Raw genomic sequence first — 12,929 nt, forward strand, 5'->3', positions numbered from 1 at the left:
GGCACGGTCGCCTCGCGCGTCACCCCCTGGCGACGTGTATGTTTCAGCCCAGTCGCTTCGCCACGCTGGCGGCGTGCGCAGGCAGCCCTTCCGCCTCGGCCAGCGCAACGGCGGCGGGGCCGATCGCGGCGAGGCCGGCAGCGTCGAGCGCGAGGAAGCTGGTGCGCTTCATGAAGTCGAGCACCGACAGGCCGCTGGCGAAGCGTGCGCGGCGGCCGGTGGGGAGGACGTGGTTGGGTCCGGCGACATAATCGCCGATCGCCTCGGGCGTCATGCGACCGAGGAACACCGAGCCGGCGTGGCGCACACGTGCAAACAGCGCGTCGGGATCGTCGCAGGCGAGTTCCAGATGCTCGGGGGCGAGCCGGTTGACCAGCGGGATCGCCTCGTCGAGCGAACCGGTCAGGATGATCGCGCCGTTGGCATCCCAGCTTTGGCGTGCGACCGCCTTGGTCGAGAGCGTGCCGATCTGGCGGTCGACCGCCTCGGCGACCTTGCCGGCAAAGATCGCATCGTCGGTGAGCAGGATCGACTGGCTGGTGGGGTCATGCTCGGACTGGCTGAGTAGGTCGGCGGCGATCCATTCGGGATCGTTCTTGCCGTCGGCAACCACGACGATTTCGGAGGGGCCGGCGACCATGTCGATGCCGACCACGCCGTAGAGCTGGCGCTTGGCCTCCGCCACCCAGGCATTGCCGGGACCGGTAATGACGTCGACCGCGGCGATGCGGCCGGTGCCATAGGCGAGCGCGGCGATCGCCTGGGCGCCGCCGATGCGCCACATCTCGTCCACCCCGGCGATATGCGCGGCGGCAAGGACGAGCGGATTGACCTCGCCATTCGGGGTCGGTGTGACCATGACGAGGCGATCGACGCCGGCGACCTTGGCCGGGATCGCGTTCATCAGCACCGAGCTGGGATAGGCCGCACGGCCACCAGGAACGTAGACGCCGGCGGCCTCGACCGCCTGCCAGCGTGCGCCGGTGCGGACGCCCACGGCGTCGGTGGTGTCGCTGTCGGCCGGCTTCTGCTTCTCGTGATAGGCGGCGATGCGGTCGGCGGCGAGCTGGAGCGCATCGCGCAGCTTGGGTTCGAGCGCGTCGTACGCGGCGACGCAATCGGCCTTCTCGATCCGCCAGCCGGTTTCGTTGAGGTCGTGGCGATCGAACTTCCGCGTGAAGGCGTGGAGTGCGGCATCGCCTTCGTCGCGGACGCTGGCGACGATCGTGCGGACGTCGCGGGCGACATCCGCATCGGCTTCGCGACGGGCATCGACCAGCTCGCGGAATGCCTGGGCGAAACCGGGTTCGGAGGTGGAGAGCCGGATCATGCTGCTTTCGCCTCGACCGCGCGGCGGAAGGCATCGACCAAAGGTACGATCTCGGCCCGCGTCTTGAACGCGGCGCGGTTGGCGACGAGGCGGCTCGACACTTCCATGATCGTCTCGACCTCGACCAGCCCGTTTTCCTTGAGCGTGCGGCCCGAGGAGACAAGGTCGACGATGCGTGGAGCTAGCGCGAGCAGGGGCGCCAGCTCCATCGCACCATTCAATTTGATGCACTCGGCCTGTACGCCGCGCGCCTCGAAATGGCGGCGGGTAAGCGAGGGGTATTTGGTCGCGACGCGGACATGGCTCCAGCCGCGCGGATCGTCGGTCGCGGCAAGCTCGGCCGGTTCGGCGACTGAGAGGCGGCAATGACCGATGCCGAGATCGACCGGTGCGTAGAGCTCAGAATAGGCGAACTCGCCGAGCACATCCGAGCCGACGATGCCGAGCTGCGCCGCGCCGTGGGCGACGAAGGTCGCGACGTCGAAGGCGCGGACGCGGATCAAGTCGATGTCGGGGCGGTTGGTCTTGAAGCGCAGCGCGCGGCTGTTTTCATCGACAAAGGCCGGTTCGGGGATGATCCCGGCGTGCGCGAGCAGGGGAAGCGCCTCTTCGAGGATGCGACCCTTGGGCACGGCGAGGATAATCGGTTCGGACATCGGCTGACTCTCTGAGGCTGCGCGCCTTTACTTGGGGGGGCGTGCGGGCGCAACAAGCGCGGGAGATTCGGCGGAGGATAGCGGCGATGCGCGACTGGATGACCTCGAACGACGTGCGGGCGGCCTTCGCCAATCAGGTCGATTATTGCCGCGCGAATGGCGGGACGATCACCATGCGCGTGGTTGAGGGAATTCTCGCCAATCTCGACGGCCCCGGCGCCTTTCTGAAGGCGATCCGCGAGTGGCCGGGGATTCCGATGGCCGATGCGCTGCCGCTGCGCGCGGCGGCGGGGCTGCATGCCCTCAACCTGAGCGGGGCTGAGCCTGTACTGGCGCCACTCTATGCGGGAGAGCCTGATGCGCTGGCCGATGCCGAGCGGCTGGTGGGCGAGGCGATCGCGCGTCACGACGCGGAGCTCTTGCCGTGGCTCGACGGGCCGCCGCAGACCAATGAGGCAGGGCGGTCATGGGGCTATGTCGCCGCGATGCTTTGGCTGGCAGGGCAGGGACTGCCGCCACGTTTCGAGTGCCTTGAGATCGGGTCGAGCGCTGGTATCAATTTGATGATCGATCGCTATCGCTATGAGCTGGGCGGGGTGGGCGTCGGGCCGGTGGAGTCGGGAATGCGGATCGCGCCCGATTGGCGGGGACTGCCGCCGCCAGGCGTTCCGGCGGGCTGGGGATTCGAGTCGATCAAGGGGTGCGATGTCGCGCCGGTCGATCTCACCGATCCGGCGCAGCTGCTGCGGCTGCGCGCATTCGTGTGGCGCGAACACACCGAGCGGTTCGCTCGGCTGGATTTCGCCGCGCAATCGGCGGGAGAGAAGAAACCCGACCTGGCGCAGGCCGATGCGGCGGAGTTCGTCGAGGCGCGGTTGGCGCGGCCGCAGGCAGCAGGGACGACGCGCGTGCTGATGCACTCGATCGTCTGGCAGTATCTGGGCGATGCGCGGCGGGCGCGGATCACCGCGGCGATGGAGGAAGCGGGGGCACGAGCAAGTGCCGAGCGGCCCATGGCGTGGATCATGCTGGAGGCGAACCGCCAGACGCTGCAGCATGAACTGGTGGTGCGATATTGGCCGGGTGGGGCTGAGCCACACTTGCTGGGCAAGGCGCACCCGCACGGTGCATGGGCGGAGTGGGTAGCATGAAGACGACCAATTATCGCGATACGCTGATCACCGCATCGCCGGACACGCCGGTGACGACGGGCACGATTCCCGAGAAGCCGGGCTCCGTCGCGCAGGTGCAGCACGCGCTGCTGGCGACCAAGCCCTATGCGATGACCAGCGACGATCTGCTGCATGCCGCGCATCTCGCGCGGGGCGGGGACAGAGACCGCACCGGCTTCTTCGCCAAGCCGCAGGCTTGCCTGCGCGTGTCACCGTTGGTCAAGCAGTTCGGCTGGGGCGTTCATCATGATGGCGAGGGGCGTATCGCATTGGTGGCGATGGAGAGCGAGGACTATGCGCGGCTGCTGGCCGATCCGGCGGTGAAGAAGACGCCGGGGGTGCGGCGGAGCCGTTAGGATGGGTCGACATCTTTGTTCGTCACCTCGGCCTTGTACCGGGGGCCACCGTGAGGCACGCGTCGGAAATGAGGATTTGGTTCAGTCCAGGAGGCTGCGTGGACCCCGGCACAAGGCCGGGGTGACGGTTGCCAGTATCGACTGGGCCTAGTCGATCCAGTCGCGGATCGCGGCGTTGACGGCCTCGGGATTTTCCCATGGGACGAAATGGCCGGCGTCAACCTGCACGACCTTGAGGTCGGGGACGAGCTGGTCGAGCCCTTCGAGCTGGACGGGAAGCAAGGCCTTGTCGCCCATGCCCCAAATCACCAGCACCGGCATCTGAAGCGGCGGGAAGGGGCCGTCGAGAAAGGCGGGGCGTTCGGGCGTCTCGTCCATTCCGGGGACGACGATGGCGCTGGCGCGATACCAGTTGAGCATCGCGGTCATCGCGCCGGGCTGGCCCCATTCGTCGAGATAGGCGTCGCGTTCGGGCGCGAGCAAGGCGGGATCGGCGTGCCGAGCGAAGGTGGTGTCGAAGAAGGTGCCGAGGCCCATCGCCTCAAGCTGCACTTCAAGGCCGGTATTGCGGAAGAGGCGGATATACTGGCTGGCGGCGCGCTGCTCCATGTCGTCGAACAAGGATTTCTGGAAGACGAAGGGGTGGGGGGCGTTGACGATGACCAGCCGCTCGACCCGGTTCGGGTGCTGGAGTGCGGCCATCCAGGCGATCGCGCCGCCCCAGTCATGGCCGATCAGGACGAAGCGGTCCTTGCCGAAATGGTCGGCGAGCGCGATCAGGTCTCCGACGGTCTTGTCGGGGGTGTAGTTCTCCGCGCCCTCGGGCTTGGACGAACGGGCGAAGCCGCGCTGATCGGGGGCGATGACGAAATGGGTCTTCGCCAGCTCGGGGATCTGGTGACGCCAGGTGCGGTGCGATTCGGGAAAGCCGTGGAGCAGGACGATCGCCGGCGCGGCTGGGTCGCCCGCGGTGGCGACGTCGAGTTCGACGCCGGTGGGCAGTGCGATCCGCTGAAGCTCGAAACCCGCCATGTGCCTCTCCATATTTTCGAAGATGGGGTATGGCGGGGTGCGAGGCCGCGATCAAGCCCTCAGGGGTAGCTGATCGTCTTGGGCACTTCGGGGATCGGAATGAATTCCTTGTCGTCGCCGGGGACCGTGGGGAAGAGGCCGGCCTTCCAGTCCTCCTTGGCCTGGTTGATGCGGTCGCGGTCGGACGAGACGAAATTCCACCAGACGTGGCGCGGGGTGGTGAAGGCCTCGCCGCCGCACAGCATGACGCGGCCGCCGTTCGACGAACGCAGCGTCGCTGCGATGCCGGGGCGCAGGACGTAGAGGGTCTGCGGTTCCAGCTCCCAGCCATCGATCGAGGCCTGACCCATGGCGAGATAAATGGCGCGCTCGTCGGCTTCTGCGTCGATCGGCACGCTGGCGCCCGATGCCAGCTCGATATCGGCGTAGATGGTGCCGGCATAGGTTGTGGTCGGGGCACTCGCGCCCCAGAGCGAGCCCATGATGACCCGTGCGCGCGCGTTGCCGCTGTCGACGATGGGGAGGTTCGCGGCGGCGACATGTTCGAACGCCGGGTCGATCTCCTCGAACCGCTCGGGCAGCGCGAGCCAGGTCTGGATACCCGAGAGTTCGGGGCCAGCGTCGCGCTGGGCCTGGGGCGAGCGCTCCGAATGGACGATGCCGTTGCCCGCGGTCATCAAATTGACCGCGCCCGGCTCGATCGTCGCGAAGGTGCCGATGCTGTCGCGATGGTCGATCGCGCCGGCGAAGAGATAGGTGACGGTGGCGAGGTTGATGTGCGGATGCGGGCGGACGTCGATGCCGGTGCCGACATCGAGATGCGCGGGCCCCATCTGGTCGAAGAAGATGAACGGGCCGACCATCGTGCGCGGGCGCGAGGGCAGGGTGCGATGGACCTTGAACCCGCCCAGATCGTGGGTGGTCGGCAGGATGGTCTGGGTGAAGAGATCGTCGGTCATCATCGTGCCTCCGTCAGGGTGAGCATCGCCCCGAGGTCCTCGGGGAAATAGGGTTCGTCGTGGTGTTGCAGCTCGGCGCGGTCGAACCAGCGCCATTCGCGCATCACGCGCTGTTCGAGGTCGGTATGGCCTTCGCTATCGATCGCGGTGATGTCCGTGCGTACCGCGAAATAGCGTTCGTCGGCGCTGACCGGGACGCCTTCGATCGTCACGAACTCGACCTGTCGGCGCGCGACTTCGGGGCCGCAATCGAGGTCTAGCCCCGTCTCTTCACGCAGTTCGCGCCGGGCGGCATCGGGATAGCTTTCGCCCGGATCGAGCGCGCCGCCGGGCGTGCACCAGAAGGGCGGGCGATCGTCCGGCGTGAAGCGGAACAGCAACACACGCCCGGCCGGGTCGGTCAGCAGGATGCGCGACGCGGGACGAGGGGTGCGTTCGCTCATGCCTCGCCCGGCGCGGTCGCGCGGATGGCGAGGGCATGGACGCGCTCGACCATGATGTCGCCCAACGCGCGATTGACCATGCGCTGGCGGTCGAGGCGGGATTTTCCGGTGAAGGCTGCGCTCTCGATCACGACGGTGAAGTGCGATTCGCCGCTGCCATCGTCGCCCATATGGCCGCGATGCTTGGCACTGTCGTTGATCACGTCGAGCTTCGACGGGGTGAGCGCTGCGGTGAGGCGAGCGGTGATTTCTGTGGCGGCGGGGCCGGTGGCGGGATTGGTCATCGCACCTATATAGGCGGTTTTCCGCCCGGAGTTCGAGTGTCTCGTCAGCCGCCGAAATATCGCCCCAACACGCGTTTCCACGGCCGGGTGGAGGCGCCCGGGCGGTCGTGCGCCGAGCCGGGTTGCAAGGAATCCGGAGAATTCCGCGCGCCGTTGTTGGGCAGCGGGCGTCCGAGCGACCAGCCGCCAGCTTATCGCTGGCTGTGCCTGGATCACGTCCGCGCGTTCAACTCGAGCTACAACTTCTTCACCGGAATGAGTCCCGACGAGATCCACGATGCACAGCGGCCGTTGGCCGGATGGGAACGCGAGACGCGGGCCTTTGCGACCAGCGGCGGTGCCGACCGGCCGCCGCGCTGGGCCGATTTCAACGATCCGCTCGACGCGATCGGTGCGCGCTGGCGCAACGCGATGCCGGCCGAGCGCAAGGATGGCAGGCCGCTATCTGGCAAGGACCGTGAGGCGCTGCGTACCCTGGCGCTGGAGGTCGATGCGGACCGGACGGCGCTGCGACGGCGCTATTCGGAGCTGGTGCGGAAATATCACCCGGACCGCAATGGCGGTGACCGCAGTCACGAGGCGATGCTGGGCCGGGTGATCGAGGCGTATCAGCAGCTCAAGGCGTCGCCGGCCTTTGCTTGAGGTTGGCGCTTAACCCCCGCAGCCGCCGCACCCGCCACCGCCGCAGCCTCCACCATCACCACCCCCGCTGTCTCCACCCGAGGAGCCGCTGTCGCCGCCGCTCGCCGCGCGCATTTTGTGGAAGGCGTCGAGATCGGAACCGAGCAGCACCGTGGTGCCGAACAGCGCCACCGCCAGCCCCATCTCGGCCGTGAGCGGGGCGCGGCGAATGCGGTCCGCCTCCTCGCGCGCGTCGCCCAGCGCTGCGATACCGGCATAGGTGAGCTTGGGGATGGTGAAGGCGCGGATCAGCGCGAGGATCGCGGTGACGATCAGCAGCACCGTGAGAAAGCCGATCGGGCGATCGCGGGCCTCGCCGATGAACCATTTGGTGGCGCCGAACATCAGCAGCGTGAGGTAGGGCAGCAGCGCCCAGTAGCGGAGGTTCGATCGCTCCGCGCCGGTGAGCATCAGGCCGGCGCGCTGGAGGCGATCGTTCAGGCTATCGGCAGTAGGGCGAAGGGTGCGTTCGATCCGCACCCAGTCCAGCGGCGAAGTGAGCGCCAGGACGCTGTTCTCGGCGGTACTGGCGCCATTGCGCATCCGCACGTCGAGCTTGTCCTTGCCGTTCATCACCAGCGCCCGTCCGGCGAGGAGCCGGGCGATCACGCTATCGGCTAAGCGTGCGCGCCCGCCGGAGAGAAAGGCAAGCTGGTCGGGGTCGCTCACCTTCTGGCGGCGGCCTTCGGGCAAGTGCCAGGCGGGGATCATCACCCCGGCGATCACGACGATCACCAGCAGGACCAGATAGAGAATGAGAAAGGGTCCGCCGGTCCAGTCAAGGGGGCCGAAAGACATATCAAGTCACTCCCAGAAAGAGCGCGAGCGCAATCAGCCCGATAAACGCCAGCAGGATCAGCGCGGCCTGCAGGCGCGAAAGGAGGATCGCGTCGCGCGGATGTACCCGCCGCGCGCGGGGATCGTCCAGCAACCGCTGCGCGGCCGATGGCCAGATGTCGGACGGGGGCGGCGCGCCGAACGCGGCCTGATAGCGGGCCAGCGTATCGGCATATTGCGCGAAGAAGCGGTTGCGCTCGTCCGGCCCGCCAGCCGTGGGGCCGTGATGGAGCGGCTTGCCCAGCACATCGGGGCAGAAACGTTCCCAGTAATCGCGGGTGTAGGTGAGGTGGAGATGCCAGGCCTGATCGACCGCGTCGGACGGGGTGACCTGGGTTTCGCCGGTCGCCGCGAGGAAGGCGAAGCGGCGATATTCCTCGATCACGCGCTCGGTCTTCGGAGCGCTCCAGCCATTGTCGCGCGAAAGCCGCGCGGCGAAAGGCAGCGTGGCTTGCGAAGGGCCGAATTGGTAACTGGAGATCCGTTGCCAGACCGGGTGTCCGGCGGTTGAGGCGGGGACTGTATCCGCTTCACGCATCTGATCTCCTACTATCACGATAGGATATTTTGTCAAGGTGAGTGGGTTCGAGCTGGTGTGCGTGACCTTACAGGTCCGCCATTCCCGCGCAGGCGGGAATCCGTTCGCCGTGACGTAGCGGCTCTTGCCTCGAGCGCAGCCGGAATGGATTCCCGCCTGCGCGGGAATGACGAAGGAGGTGTGTGAGCTTTGGCACTCGGTGCCTGGCGCATCCCACCTCCTTGCACGACTATTTCGGGGCGACGAGGCCGAAGCCGGCACCTTGGGGGTCGATGGCGAAGAAAACGCGTTCGCCGCCGGGGACCTCCATCGGTTCCATCACCGGGTTGCCGCCGAGTTCCTTCACCTTGGCATAGGCCGCGTCGATATCGGGAACGCGGAAGTAGAAGCTCCATGCGACGGGATGCTCCGCCTTTTCGCGTGGCATCACGGCGCCCCACATTTCGTCGCTGCTTCCGCCCTTGAGGAAGGTGTAGTCGCCCCAGGGCATCGGCATCGCGCCGTCGGTTTCCCAGCCGAACAGTGTGCCGTAGAATTCGAGCGCGGCGGTATCGTCGGTGGTCTGGAGCTCGTTCCAGCTCGCCTTGCCCAGCTCGGTCCGGCCAAAGGCCTTGCTCGCCTCGGGCGAGGCGCCGCGCATGACGTAGAAATAGGCGCCCTGCGGATCCTGGACCATCGACATGCGGCCGACGCCCGGCAGATCCATCGGCGCGACATGGACCTTGCCGCCCAGCGATTCGACCGCCGCGACGGTCGCGTCGACATCGTCGACGCCGACATAGCCGAGCCAGGCGGACGGAGTGGGCGCCGGGTTCTTCATGACCCCGCCGACGCCGTCCTCACCAACCGACATGATGGTGTAGTCGATCGTTCCGCCGGGGAATTTGCTGGGGGTCCAGCCGATAAGCTGGCTGTAGAAATCGATCGCCGCGTCCGCGTCGGTGGTCAGCAACTCGTACCAGATCCAGCTTCCATTGGGATTGGTCATCGCTTGGCTCCTCGAAAGTTTGCGGGGCGGTGCCGGGCAAGGGATCCGGCACCGCCCCGCGCGGGGCTTCAGGCCTTGGTGTCGAGGATCGGCGCGAAGCCGCCCCACATCATCCGCTGGCCGTCGAACGGCATATTCTCGAAGTCGGGCTTCATCCGCTCGTCTTCCATCAGCTTGGGCCAGGCGGTGTCGCGCGCTTCCTTGCTGGGCCATTCGACCCAGCTATAGACGACGCGCTCACCGTCCTTGCGCAGCGTGGCACGATTATAGTCGGTCTTCTGGCCGTCGGGGATTTCCTCTCCCCAAGCCTCGACGATGCGCAGCGCGCCATAGTCCTGGAACACCGTGGCGGCTTTGGTCGCCATGTCCTTGTACGCGTCGCGGTTCGCCTCCGGGACCGGGAGGACATAGCCGTCGACATAGCCGGTGCCGTTGCCGTCGCCGACATCGACGAAGGATTCGAACCCGGCGAAGATCATACGGCTGCCGTCGAACGGCATCTCCATATTCCCGAGATCAGGATCTTCCATCATCTTGCGGTTGGCTTCGTCGCGCGTCGCCTTGTCGGGATATTCGAGCCAGCTGAACAGCACGGTCTCGTCGTCCTTGAGGTCGACCGCCTTTTTGAGGTCGTTGGTCTTGCCGTCGGGGACGTCGTCGCCCCATGCCTCGACAAAGCGGATGGCGCCGAGATTCTGGAAGAGCTTGATCGCGCTCTCCGCATGCTTCTTGTACTTGTCCTTGTTGGCGGTGGGGACGGGGGTGAGGAATCCTTCGACAAAGGTCATCTTCTCTCTCCTTGGTTCTTCGGACTTGTGTTCAGGCCGCAGCGGCGGGGGCGGGCTTGAAGTCTGCCAGCTGGGCCGCGAGCGCGGCCTTGAAGGCGGGGCGGCTGATGGCACGCTCCAGATACGCCATCAGAACGGGGCGTTCCTCCAGCAGACCGCTGCCTTCGATATCGCGCAGCACGGTCGCCATCGCGATGTCGGCGATGCTGAACTGGCCCGCGAGCCATTCGCGACCGTCGATCGCCGTGGAAAGCCGGTCGAGCCGCTGGCCCGCGAATTCAATGAGGCTGGGACGGCGAAGTTCCGCCCATTGCTCCCCCGCCGAGAAGATCTCGATGTTCGAGAGTTCGAAGGCCGTGGGTTCGACGCTGTTATAGGCGGCGAACAGCCAGCTGATTGCAGTCGCGCGGGCCTGCGCGTCGCGGGGCAGGAGGCGTTCGTCCTTCTCACCGATGTGGAGCAGGATCGCGCCGCTTTCGAACAGGTTTAGGTCGCTGCCCTGATCGACCATCGCAGGGACCTGGCCCCAGGGCTGTTCCTTGTAATAGGCCTCGGGGCGCGGGCCGGCGGCGTTGAGCAGCCGCATCGAATAGGGAAGGCCGATCTCCTCGCAGGCCCAGCGCGGTCGCAGGTCGCGGACGAAGCCCCGGGCAAAATCGGGCACCCAGTTGAAGCCGGTGATCTCAAGCTGGGCGGGTTGCGGGGTGGCTGACATGGTTCTCTCCTGTTTTATGTGCTGGTGGCCGGGCGGAAAGGTCAGGCGTCGCCTTCCTTTTTCAGCCCCTTGAGCAGGGCGACCACCGCCATGGCATGGCCATGGCCGAGCCCCAGCTCGTCCTTGAGCGTGGCGACGATCGCCATCGGCTTGACGCCGTCGGCGAGTGTCGTGCCGGCCGTCCAGCCGCGCTCCGCGCCCATGGCGCGCAGGTCGGCGGCGGATTTGCCGGTCTTTTGTTCGATGGTGTTCAGATAGGCTTGAAACGACATGGATTTGGGTTCCTCAGGTGTTGACGGGAGTGCCGGCGGCCGCAGCTTCGACGGTGGCGATGTCGATCTTGTGCATCGTCAGCATCGCATCCATCGCGCGCTTGCTGGCGGCGGGATCGGCATTGTTCCAGATGAGGTCCATCAGCCGCTTCGGCGTGATCTGCCAGTTGACGCCCCATTTGTCCTTGCACCAGCCGCAGGCGCTTTCCTTGCCTTCATTGTCGACGATGGCGTTCCACAGCCGGTCGGTCTCTTCCTGATCGTCGGTGAAGAGCATGAAGCTGACCGCTTCGGTCTGGGGGAAGATCGGGCCGCCGTTGAGGCCGATGAACTTCTGTCCCGCGACTTCGAAGTCGACGGTGATGACGTCGCCGGCCTTTTGCGAAGGGGTGTCGGAGGGGGTGCGGTTCACCGCGATGACGCGGCCACCGGGCAGGGCCGACGCGTAGAAATTGGCGGCTTCCTCAGCCGTATGATCATACCAGATGCAGGTAGTGAGCTGAGTCATGACGTTTTTCCTCTCGAATTGATGTCGGACTCGTCGTTGCGAACCCGCCAATATTTTTCGACCAACGACCTGCCGATGCGGTCAGGCGAACGGGCCGGTGCCGTTGAGCGCGCCATGGCCAAGCATCGCCGCCGTCGTGAAGCAGAACGCGGCAACGCCGATCGCGATGCTTTGGGCGACGGGCAGATACTCACGGAACAGGCTACGCATCTTGTGTCTCCATTCGGTGGCGGCCCATTCGTCGATAGGGTGGCCGCGAATCGCTTGCTTGATCTTGATGTGCGACTCGGTTATTAAAAGCAACTATGAAGTTAGAAAAAGTGACTAAAGAGGCGAAAGTGGCGGAAAAGCGCTGGTATGACGATGCATGCGGTACCGCGCTGGCGCTGGAGTTTCTGGGCGAACGCTGGTCGATGTTGATCGTGCGCGAGCTGATGCTGGGGCCGCGTCGTTTTGGTGAACTGAAGGCGGACCTGACCGGGATCAGTGCCAATGTGCTGACCCAGCGGCTCGACAGCCTGGAGCAGGCGGGCGTCCTGACCCGGCGCAAGCTGGCGCCGCCCGCCAATGTGCAGGTCTATGAGCTGACGCCCTGGGGCTATGAGAGCGAGCCGATCTTCCAGGCGACGGGGCGCTGGGCGACGCGTTCGCCGCGGCACGATCCGACGCTGCCGCTCTCGCCCGTGTCGGCGATGATGTCGCTGCGCACGATGATCGACCCCAACCGGCCGGACCTCCGCATGACGATCGGCTTTCGCTTTCCGAGTGCGTCGTTCGTGGGCAGGCTCGACCGGCATGATCTGGCGATCGAACCGGGCGAGGCCATCGACGCGGACGTGGTGTTCGAGACCGACACCACCCGGTTCGTCACGCTCGTCTACGGCAAATGGCCGTTCGAGGAATCCGAAGCGGAGGGCCGGCTCAAGCTGATCGGCGACCGCGCCAAGGCGCAACAGTTCGTCGATCTGTTCGCGCTGCCCGAAAAACTCACTTCAGGAGATGCATGATGGCCAAGCCCGAGCGGATCGAGATCGAGAATGTCCTTCAGCCCGGCAAGACCTATCGCGTCGAGGCGAGCAAGTTCGCGGCGATGCGCGATGCGATGCTGGCGGTGCTCCCGGCAGCCGCGCCCGGGCTGACCCCGGGTGAGATCAAGGCTGCGGTGTTGCCGCGCCTCTCTGAGGATCTGTTTCCCGGCGGCGACAAGGCCGGGTGGTGGATCAAGGCGGTGCAACTCGATCAGGAAGCGAAGGGGGTAGTGGCGCGATCGACGGCGCCGGTTCGGCTGTATCGGGCCTGAACGGGGCCGCGAAATGATGCGGCGCGGCACAAGTGTCTCGACTTCGGGTCGCGCGCGGGGCTAGGGACTG

19 protein-coding genes are annotated in these 12,929 nt (G+C 66.2%); 5 read left to right on the forward strand and 14 right to left on the reverse strand.

Going from position 1 to position 12,929, the window contains the following annotated elements:
• Positions 1–43: 43 nt before the first annotated feature.
• Both hisD and hisG read right to left on the reverse strand, forming a co-directional pair.
• Complete coding sequence (gene hisD / locus AC07M1_RS17590; RefSeq protein ID WP_495163936.1) at positions 44–1,330, reverse strand: histidinol dehydrogenase; 1,287 nt, start codon at positions 1,328–1,330, stop codon at positions 44–46.
• Complete coding sequence (hisG, locus tag AC07M1_RS17595; protein WP_495163937.1) at positions 1,327–1,986, reverse strand: ATP phosphoribosyltransferase; 660 nt, start codon at positions 1,984–1,986, stop codon at positions 1,327–1,329. The genes hisD and hisG overlap by 4 nt, the downstream gene beginning before the upstream one ends.
• Before the next feature lie 86 nt (positions 1,987–2,072).
• Between hisG and AC07M1_RS17600 the strand changes: the two genes are divergently transcribed.
• Positions 2,073–3,137 (forward strand): DUF2332 domain-containing protein, encoded by a 1,065-nt coding sequence (locus AC07M1_RS17600; RefSeq protein ID WP_495163938.1) that lies wholly within the window; start codon positions 2,073–2,075, stop codon positions 3,135–3,137.
• Positions 3,134–3,514 (forward strand): DUF6157 family protein, encoded by a 381-nt coding sequence (locus AC07M1_RS17605; RefSeq protein ID WP_495163939.1) that lies wholly within the window; start codon positions 3,134–3,136, stop codon positions 3,512–3,514. Before AC07M1_RS17600 ends, AC07M1_RS17605 begins: the two co-directional genes overlap by 4 nt.
• 147 nt (positions 3,515–3,661) lie before the next feature.
• Here the strand turns inward: AC07M1_RS17605 and AC07M1_RS17610 are convergent, their stop codons facing one another.
• The 4 genes from AC07M1_RS17610 to AC07M1_RS17625 are packed head-to-tail and all read right to left on the reverse strand — an operon-like array spanning position 3,662 to position 6,232.
• The gene (locus AC07M1_RS17610) at positions 3,662–4,546 is read right to left on the reverse strand and encodes an alpha/beta fold hydrolase (protein ID WP_495163940.1); all 885 of its coding nucleotides are present in this window, start codon (positions 4,544–4,546) and stop codon (positions 3,662–3,664) included.
• Positions 4,547–4,605: 59 nt separating this feature from the next.
• Positions 4,606–5,508 carry a pirin family protein gene (locus AC07M1_RS17615; protein WP_495163941.1) on the reverse strand — a complete coding sequence of 301 codons (903 nt, stop codon included), beginning with the start codon at positions 5,506–5,508 and terminating at the stop codon, positions 4,606–4,608.
• Positions 5,505–5,948, reverse strand: coding sequence for an NUDIX hydrolase (locus AC07M1_RS17620; protein ID WP_495163942.1), 444 nt, complete (start codon positions 5,946–5,948; stop codon positions 5,505–5,507). Before AC07M1_RS17620 ends, AC07M1_RS17615 begins: the two co-directional genes overlap by 4 nt.
• Positions 5,945–6,232, reverse strand: coding sequence for a BolA family protein (locus AC07M1_RS17625; protein WP_495163943.1), 288 nt, complete (start codon positions 6,230–6,232; stop codon positions 5,945–5,947). Before AC07M1_RS17625 ends, AC07M1_RS17620 begins: the two co-directional genes overlap by 4 nt.
• A 36-nt stretch (positions 6,233–6,268) precedes the next feature.
• On the opposite strand from AC07M1_RS17625, the gene AC07M1_RS17630 reads away from it, so the two are divergent.
• Positions 6,269–6,874: a J domain-containing protein gene (locus tag AC07M1_RS17630; RefSeq protein ID WP_495163944.1), complete on the forward strand. Its 606-nt coding sequence runs from the start codon at positions 6,269–6,271 to the stop codon at positions 6,872–6,874.
• 9 nt (positions 6,875–6,883) lie between these two features.
• On the opposite strand, the gene AC07M1_RS17635 is transcribed toward AC07M1_RS17630, so the two are convergent.
• The 8 genes from AC07M1_RS17635 to AC07M1_RS17670 all read right to left on the reverse strand — a co-directional run bounded on the left by AC07M1_RS17635 (position 6,884) and on the right by AC07M1_RS17670 (position 11,769).
• Entirely contained in the window at positions 6,884–7,711 is an 828-nt protein-coding gene (locus tag AC07M1_RS17635; RefSeq protein WP_495163945.1) for a TIGR04222 domain-containing membrane protein, read from the reverse strand.
• A gap of 1 nt (position 7,712) precedes the next feature.
• The gene (locus tag AC07M1_RS17640; protein WP_495163946.1) at positions 7,713–8,288 is read right to left on the reverse strand and encodes a glycine-rich domain-containing protein; all 576 of its coding nucleotides are present in this window, start codon (positions 8,286–8,288) and stop codon (positions 7,713–7,715) included.
• Between the two features lie 229 nt (positions 8,289–8,517).
• A complete protein-coding gene (locus tag AC07M1_RS17645; RefSeq protein WP_495163947.1) occupies positions 8,518–9,276 on the reverse strand; it encodes a VOC family protein in 759 nt (252 codons plus the stop codon).
• A gap of 68 nt (positions 9,277–9,344) precedes the next feature.
• Positions 9,345–10,064, reverse strand: a complete 720-nt coding sequence (locus AC07M1_RS17650; RefSeq protein ID WP_495163948.1) for a DUF1428 domain-containing protein — start codon at positions 10,062–10,064, stop codon at positions 9,345–9,347.
• Positions 10,065–10,095: 31 nt separating this feature from the next.
• Positions 10,096–10,779 (reverse strand): glutathione S-transferase family protein, encoded by a 684-nt coding sequence (locus tag AC07M1_RS17655; protein WP_495163949.1) that lies wholly within the window; start codon positions 10,777–10,779, stop codon positions 10,096–10,098.
• 41 nt (positions 10,780–10,820) lie between these two features.
• Positions 10,821–11,051 carry a DUF4287 domain-containing protein gene (locus AC07M1_RS17660; RefSeq protein ID WP_495163950.1) on the reverse strand — a complete coding sequence of 77 codons (231 nt, stop codon included), beginning with the start codon at positions 11,049–11,051 and terminating at the stop codon, positions 10,821–10,823.
• Positions 11,052–11,064: 13 nt separating this feature from the next.
• The gene (locus AC07M1_RS17665; protein WP_495163951.1) at positions 11,065–11,559 is read right to left on the reverse strand and encodes a VOC family protein; all 495 of its coding nucleotides are present in this window, start codon (positions 11,557–11,559) and stop codon (positions 11,065–11,067) included.
• A gap of 81 nt (positions 11,560–11,640) precedes the next feature.
• Positions 11,641–11,769: a hypothetical protein gene (locus AC07M1_RS17670; protein WP_495163952.1), complete on the reverse strand. Its 129-nt coding sequence runs from the start codon at positions 11,767–11,769 to the stop codon at positions 11,641–11,643.
• A gap of 95 nt (positions 11,770–11,864) precedes the next feature.
• Here AC07M1_RS17670 and AC07M1_RS17675 point away from each other — a divergent pair, with 95 nt between their 5' ends.
• Entirely contained in the window at positions 11,865–12,566 is a 702-nt protein-coding gene (locus AC07M1_RS17675) for a winged helix-turn-helix transcriptional regulator (protein WP_495163953.1), read from the forward strand.
• Positions 12,566–12,859: a DUF6958 family protein gene (locus AC07M1_RS17680; protein WP_495163954.1), complete on the forward strand. Its 294-nt coding sequence runs from the start codon at positions 12,566–12,568 to the stop codon at positions 12,857–12,859. The genes AC07M1_RS17675 and AC07M1_RS17680 overlap by 1 nt, the downstream gene beginning before the upstream one ends.
• Positions 12,860–12,929 lie beyond the last annotated feature (70 nt).

This window comes from Sphingomonas sp. GW821-FHT10C01, from assembly GCF_059415525.1.

What these genes read in the sequence shown, in the direction of transcription:
- hisD (WP_495163936.1), bottom strand. Translation starts at nt 1,330, where the DNA reads ATGATCCGGCTCTCCACCTCCGAACCCGGTTTCGCCCAGGCATTCCGC.
- hisG (WP_495163937.1), bottom strand. Translation starts at nt 1,986, where the DNA reads ATGTCCGAACCGATTATCCTCGCCGTGCCCAAGGGTCGCATCCTCGAA.
- AC07M1_RS17600 (WP_495163938.1), top strand. Translation starts at nt 2,073, where the DNA reads ATGCGCGACTGGATGACCTCGAACGACGTGCGGGCGGCCTTCGCCAAT.
- AC07M1_RS17605 (WP_495163939.1), top strand. Translation starts at nt 3,134, where the DNA reads ATGAAGACGACCAATTATCGCGATACGCTGATCACCGCATCGCCGGAC.
- AC07M1_RS17610 (WP_495163940.1), bottom strand. Translation starts at nt 4,546, where the DNA reads ATGGCGGGTTTCGAGCTTCAGCGGATCGCACTGCCCACCGGCGTCGAA.
- AC07M1_RS17615 (WP_495163941.1), bottom strand. Translation starts at nt 5,508, where the DNA reads ATGATGACCGACGATCTCTTCACCCAGACCATCCTGCCGACCACCCAC.
- AC07M1_RS17620 (WP_495163942.1), bottom strand. Translation starts at nt 5,948, where the DNA reads ATGAGCGAACGCACCCCTCGTCCCGCGTCGCGCATCCTGCTGACCGAC.
- AC07M1_RS17625 (WP_495163943.1), bottom strand. Translation starts at nt 6,232, where the DNA reads ATGACCAATCCCGCCACCGGCCCCGCCGCCACAGAAATCACCGCTCGC.
- AC07M1_RS17635 (WP_495163945.1), bottom strand. Translation starts at nt 7,711, where the DNA reads ATGTCTTTCGGCCCCCTTGACTGGACCGGCGGACCCTTTCTCATTCTC.
- AC07M1_RS17640 (WP_495163946.1), bottom strand. Translation starts at nt 8,288, where the DNA reads ATGCGTGAAGCGGATACAGTCCCCGCCTCAACCGCCGGACACCCGGTC.
- AC07M1_RS17645 (WP_495163947.1), bottom strand. Translation starts at nt 9,276, where the DNA reads ATGACCAATCCCAATGGAAGCTGGATCTGGTACGAGTTGCTGACCACC.
- AC07M1_RS17650 (WP_495163948.1), bottom strand. Translation starts at nt 10,064, where the DNA reads ATGACCTTTGTCGAAGGATTCCTCACCCCCGTCCCCACCGCCAACAAG.
- AC07M1_RS17655 (WP_495163949.1), bottom strand. Translation starts at nt 10,779, where the DNA reads ATGTCAGCCACCCCGCAACCCGCCCAGCTTGAGATCACCGGCTTCAAC.
- AC07M1_RS17660 (WP_495163950.1), bottom strand. Translation starts at nt 11,051, where the DNA reads ATGTCGTTTCAAGCCTATCTGAACACCATCGAACAAAAGACCGGCAAA.
- AC07M1_RS17665 (WP_495163951.1), bottom strand. Translation starts at nt 11,559, where the DNA reads ATGACTCAGCTCACTACCTGCATCTGGTATGATCATACGGCTGAGGAA.
- AC07M1_RS17670 (WP_495163952.1), bottom strand. Translation starts at nt 11,769, where the DNA reads ATGCGTAGCCTGTTCCGTGAGTATCTGCCCGTCGCCCAAAGCATCGCG.
- AC07M1_RS17675 (WP_495163953.1), top strand. Translation starts at nt 11,865, where the DNA reads ATGAAGTTAGAAAAAGTGACTAAAGAGGCGAAAGTGGCGGAAAAGCGC.
- AC07M1_RS17680 (WP_495163954.1), top strand. Translation starts at nt 12,566, where the DNA reads ATGGCCAAGCCCGAGCGGATCGAGATCGAGAATGTCCTTCAGCCCGGC.